At 68.2% G+C, this 5113-nt stretch carries 6 protein-coding genes; 4 read left to right on the plus strand and 2 right to left on the minus strand.

From position 1 onward, the window contains the following. Both G6021_RS05700 and G6021_RS05705 read right to left on the minus strand, forming a co-directional pair. The coding region (locus tag G6021_RS05700) for a thymidine phosphorylase (RefSeq protein ID WP_182640834.1) at positions 1-841 on the minus strand (841 nt) is incomplete at its 3' end. Continuing rightward, the gene (locus G6021_RS05705) at positions 838-1266 is read right to left on the minus strand and encodes a cytidine deaminase (RefSeq protein ID WP_182609615.1); all 429 of its coding nucleotides are present in this window, start codon (positions 1264-1266) and stop codon (positions 838-840) included. The genes G6021_RS05705 and G6021_RS05700, both read right to left, overlap by 4 nt. A gap of 191 nt (positions 1267-1457) precedes the next feature. Here G6021_RS05705 and sdhC point away from each other — a divergent pair, with 191 nt between their 5' ends. From sdhC to G6021_RS05725, 4 genes are read left to right on the plus strand one after another with little or no spacing between them, the layout of a single operon-like run. Further along, positions 1458-1865, plus strand: coding sequence for a succinate dehydrogenase, cytochrome b556 subunit (sdhC, locus tag G6021_RS05710; protein ID WP_182640835.1), 408 nt, complete (start codon positions 1458-1460; stop codon positions 1863-1865). A 14-nt stretch (positions 1866-1879) separates the two neighbouring features. Next, the gene (locus G6021_RS05715; protein WP_179524745.1) at positions 1880-2311 is read left to right on the plus strand and encodes a succinate dehydrogenase hydrophobic membrane anchor subunit; all 432 of its coding nucleotides are present in this window, start codon (positions 1880-1882) and stop codon (positions 2309-2311) included. Positions 2312-2359: 48 nt separating this feature from the next. Continuing rightward, positions 2360-4126 carry a succinate dehydrogenase flavoprotein subunit gene (gene sdhA / locus G6021_RS05720; RefSeq protein ID WP_179526169.1) on the plus strand — a complete coding sequence of 589 codons (1767 nt, stop codon included), beginning with the start codon at positions 2360-2362 and terminating at the stop codon, positions 4124-4126. Then, the gene (locus tag G6021_RS05725) at positions 4126-4917 is read left to right on the plus strand and encodes a succinate dehydrogenase iron-sulfur subunit (RefSeq protein WP_182636130.1); all 792 of its coding nucleotides are present in this window, start codon (positions 4126-4128) and stop codon (positions 4915-4917) included. The genes sdhA and G6021_RS05725 overlap by 1 nt, the downstream gene beginning before the upstream one ends. Positions 4918-5113: the final 196 nt, after the last annotated feature.

Here is a 5113-nt window from a genome sequence, read left to right on the forward strand (position 1 = left end):
TCAGATCGACCATGTCGGGCGGGCCACCCCCGTCGAGGATCTCGACGCACTCGGCCACCTCGAGGGCGTTGCCCACCGCCCGACCCAGCGGCGTGTGGTTGGCGGTCACCAGGGCGCTGGTCCGGACGCCGGCGGCCGTGCCGATGGCGACCATCACCCGGGCCAGCTCGTCCGCATCCGCGCGGTCGGGCCGGAAGGCACCGGATCCGCACTTGACGTCGAGCACCAGCGCGCCCGTGCCCTCGGCGATCTTCTTGCTCATGATCGACGCCGCCAGCATGGGGATGGACGGGACGGTGCCGGTGACGTCCCGTAGGGCGTAGAGGGCCCGGTCGGCGGGCGCGAGATCGGCTCCGGCCGCGCAGATCACGGCCCCGGTCTCCTCGAGGATCCGGCGCCTGGTGGCGGCGTCCAGGTCGGCGCGCCAGCCGGGGATCGCCTCGAGTTTGTCGAGGGTCCCGCCCGTGTGACCGAGCCCGCGCCCCGAGAGCTGGGGCACCGCCAGCTCCCAGGTCGCCAACAGGGGGGTCAGCACGAGCGTCACCGAGTCGCCCACACCGCCGGTCGAGTGCTTGTCCACCGTGGGGACGCGACGACCGGCGCGCGTCAGGTCGGACAGGTCCAACCGGGTGCCGGAGTCGACCATCGCGGCGGTCCAGCGGGCGATCTCGCGATCGGTCATGCCCCGGAAGTACACCGCCATCGCCAACGCGGACATCTGCTCGGGGGGCACCACACCGCGGGTGTACCCGTCGACGATCCAGTCGATCTCGTCGTCGTCGAGCTCGTTGCCGTCGCGCTTGGCCTCGATGATCCGCACGGCGTCGATCGACCGGGTCACGTCAGGTCCTCCGGCCCGAAGGCGTCCGGCAGGAGCTCGCCCAGGCGGACGGGGCCGCGGGCGGTGTGGACGACCAGGTCCGGGCCGCCGTGTTCGTGGAGGAGCTGGCGGCACCGCCCGCACGGTGAGAGCGGGTCACCGTCGTGGCCGACGACGACGAGCTCGAGCAGTCTCCCTCCACCCGTGCGGTGGAGGTCGGACACGAGCGAGCACTCCGCGCAGAGTGTGAGCCCGTAGGAGGCGTTCTCGACGTTGCACCCGGTTACGATCCTGCACTCGTCGCCGCCGGGTTCCGACGCCAGGGCGGCGGCCCCCACCCCCAATCCTGAGTACGGCCGGTAGGCGTTCCGGGCGGCCGCCAGCGCGGCTTCGCGCAAACCGCTGCGGGCCGCGTTCCTCTGTGCTGCGGTTTCGTTGACAGACACCCTTTTCTACCCTCCGGTAACTTCGATTAGGGTCCCCTAACAGGCATTACCCGTTCGGACCACCGTACCCACCCTGCTTCTCGTCCGCGTCCTCTCAGGTCTAAAGTCCTAGTTGGCGCCCGCTGTGCTCTCGGGCAGGGAACGCGCGCCGATGGCACCACGCCCAGACGATTCGGAGGCACGACAAGCCCATGAGTACTGCGCAGGCGCCGGCGCGTCCGGCCCCCAATAAGAAGATCAGCATCTACAAGGGTGACCCGGGGATGTGGTCGTGGGTCGCGCACCGCATCTCGGGCGTGGCGATCTTCTTCTTCCTCTTCGTGCACGTGCTGGACACCTCGCTCGTCACGGTGAGCCCGGAGACCTACAACGAGGTCATCGACTCGTACAAGACCCCGATCGTCGGGCTCCTGGAGATCGGCCTGGTCGCGCTGGTCCTCTTCCACGCGCTCAACGGTCTGCGCATCGTCGCCATCGACTTCTGGTCCAAGGGCGCGAAGTACCAGCGCCAGATGCTCTGGGCCGTCCTGGCGATCTGGGTCGTGGTCTTCGCCGCGGCGACCGCCCGCCTCCTCTTCCTTCTCTTCCAGCACATCTAAGGAGAACGATCACCATGGCAGACGCACCTGTTCTCCAGACGTCATACGATCGCCCCGCCTCGCTCGCCCAGCCGCGCTCCCCGCGCCTGCGCTCACGCGGCAACTTCGAGCGCACCGCATGGATCTTCATGCGCGCCTCGGGCGTCGCGCTGGTCATCCTCACGCTCGGCCACCTCACCGTGGGCCTGATGATCGACGAGGGAGTCCACCGCATCGACTGGGCCTACGTCGCGGATCGCTGGCAGAGCCCGTTCTGGGCCACGTGGGACCTCCTCATGCTCTGGTTGGCACAGCTCCACGGCGCGAACGGCGTCCGGACGGTCATCGCGGACTATTCGCGCAAGGACTCGACGCGGTTCTGGCTCAACGCGATCCTCATCGCCGCGACCGTCCTCGTCCTGGCCCTGGGCACCTACGCCCTCTTCGGCCTCGCCTACGACGTCTGATCGACGCCTGCGGACCGTTCCACTTCGAAAGCGAGCACTGAGAATCCCATGACCGATCGTCAGGTCCACCAGCACCAGTACGACGTGGTAATCGTCGGCGCCGGCGGCGCAGGCATGCGCGCGGCCATCGAGTCGGGCCCGCGGACCCGTACCGCAGTCCTCACCAAGCTCTACCCCACCCGCTCCCACACCGGCGCCGCCCAGGGCGGCATGTGCGCCGCCCTCGCGAACGTCGAGGAGGACAACTGGGAGTGGCACACGTTCGACACGGTCAAGGGCGGCGACTACCTCGTCGACCAGGACGCCGCGGAGATCATGGCCAAAGAGGCCATCACCGCGGTCATCGACCTGGAGAACATGGGCCTGCCGTTCAACCGCACGCCCGAGGGCAAGATCGACCAGCGTCGTTTCGGTGGTCACACCCGCGACCACGGCAAGGCGCCCGTGCGACGGGCCTGCTACGCCGCCGACCGCACGGGTCACATGATCCTGCAGACGCTCTACCAGAACTGTGTCAAGCACAACGTGGAGTTCTTCAACGAGTTCTACGTGCTGGACCTCTGCCTCACCGAGACCCCCGAGGGCCCCGTCGCCACCGGGTGCGTCGCCTACGAGCTCGCCTCCGGCGACCTTCACGTCTTCCACTCCAAGGCCACCGTCTTCGCGACCGGTGGTTCGGGACGGATGTACAAGACCACCTCCAACGCCCACACCCTCACCGGTGACGGCATGGCCGTGGTCTTCCGCAAGGGCCTGCCCCTGGAGGACATGGAGTTCCACCAGTTCCACCCGACGGGACTCGCGGGCCTGGGCATCCTCATCTCCGAGGCCGTCCGCGGCGAGGGCGGCATCCTGCGCAACGCGGACGGCGAGCGCTTCATGGAGCGCTACGCCCCCACCATCAAGGACCTCGCGCCGCGTGACATCGTCGCCCGCTCGATGGTCCTCGAGGTGCGCGAGGGCCGCGGCGCCGGGCCCGAGAAGGACTACGTCTACATCGACGTGACCCACCTCGGCGCGGACGTGCTCGAGGAGAAGCTCCCCGACATCACCGAGTTCTCCCGCACCTACCTGGGTGTCGACCCGGTCACCGAGCTGGTCCCGGTGTTCCCCACCTGTCACTACGTCATGGGCGGAATCCCGACCAACGTCAAGGGTGAGGTCCTCCGCACCAACGACGACGTGGTGCCCGGTCTCTACGCCGCCGGCGAGTGCGCGTGCGTGTCCGTGCACGGGTCCAACCGCCTGGGCACCAACTCGCTGCTGGACATCAACGTGTTCGGCCGCCGGGCGGGGATCGCCGCCGCGGACTACGCTGCAGGCCACGACTTCGTCGAACTCCCCGAGGAGCCCGAGAAGATGGTCCGTGAGTGGATGGAGAGCATGCTCGCCGACCACGGCGCGGAGAACGCCAACGACATCCGGACCGAGATGCAGGCCATGATGGACGACAAGGCGTCGGTGTACCGCACCGAGCAGTCGCTCACCGAGGCGCGTGACGAGCTCCGCGCCCTGAAGAAGCGCTACGCCGACGTCACCGTCAGCGACAAGGGCAAGCGGTTCAACACCGAACTCCTCGAGGCCGTCGAGCTGGGCTTCCTCCTGGAGCTGGCGGAGGTCACGGTCGTGGGTGCGCTCAACCGCAAGGAGTCCCGTGGCGGACACGCCCGCGAGGACTACCCGGACCGCAACGACGACGAGTTCATGAAGCACACGATGGCGTTCAAGGACGGCCTCGGCCTCCTCTCCGAGATCCGGCTGGACTGGAAGCCGGTTGTGCAGACCCGCTACGAGCCGATGGAGCGTAAGTACTGATGACCACCGCAGTCGACACCACCAAGGCCACCGACGGCAAGGACCCGGGCTCGAACCGCCCGGTGCCGCCCGGCTCCACCATGGTCACGCTCAAGATCGCCCGGTTCAACCCGGAGGATCCGGACTCGGCGGGCTGGAAGGAGTACGAGGTCCCGGCCCTGCCGTCGGACCGTCTGCTCAACCTGCTGATGTACGTCAAGAACTACATCGACGGCAGCCTCGCGTTCCGCCGGTCGTGCGCACACGGCATCTGTGGGTCGGACGCCATGCTGATCAACGGTGTCAACCGCCTTGCCTGCAAGGTCCTCATGAAGGACATGCTCCCCAAGGACGGCAAGTCCATCACCATCACCATCGCCCCGATCCGCGGGCTGCCGGTGGAGAAGGACCTGTACGTCGACATGGAGCCGTTCTTCAAGTCGTTCCGTGACGTCATGCCGTACCTCATCACGTCCGGGAACCAGCCGACGGCCGAGCGGATCCAGTCCCAGACGGACCGGGCCCGCTTCGACGACACGACCAAGTGCATCCTCTGCGCCTGCTGCACGACCTCGTGCCCGGTGTTCTGGGCCGACGGGTCGTACTTCGGCCCGGCGGCGATCGTCAACGCGCACCGGTTCATCTTCGACTCCCGTGACGAGGGTGCCGCCGAGCGTCTGGAGATCCTCAACGACGCCGAGGGCGTGTGGCGCTGCCGCACGACCTTCAACTGCACCGACGCGTGCCCCCGTGGCATCCAGGTGACCCAGGCGATCCAGGAGGTCAAGCGCGCACTGCTGTTCGCGCGCTGACCTTCCCCGGTCTCCCCGGCGGGGCCGCACCTTCCCTGAGCGGAGGGTGCGGCCCCGCTGGTATTTGCCGGAAGCGCACCCGCGCCTGCCCTCCGCTCCAACATCCGCCCCCGTCGATGAACGCCCGCGTGCGCCGAAGTGACCGCGGGAGTTCATCGAGAGGAGCGCCTGCGGTGGGAACGCCCATCCGCACCCG

It is taken from the genome of Dietzia sp. CW19 (assembly GCF_014145265.1).
GTDB classification, from domain to species: domain Bacteria; phylum Actinomycetota; class Actinomycetes; order Mycobacteriales; family Mycobacteriaceae; genus Dietzia; species Dietzia natronolimnaea.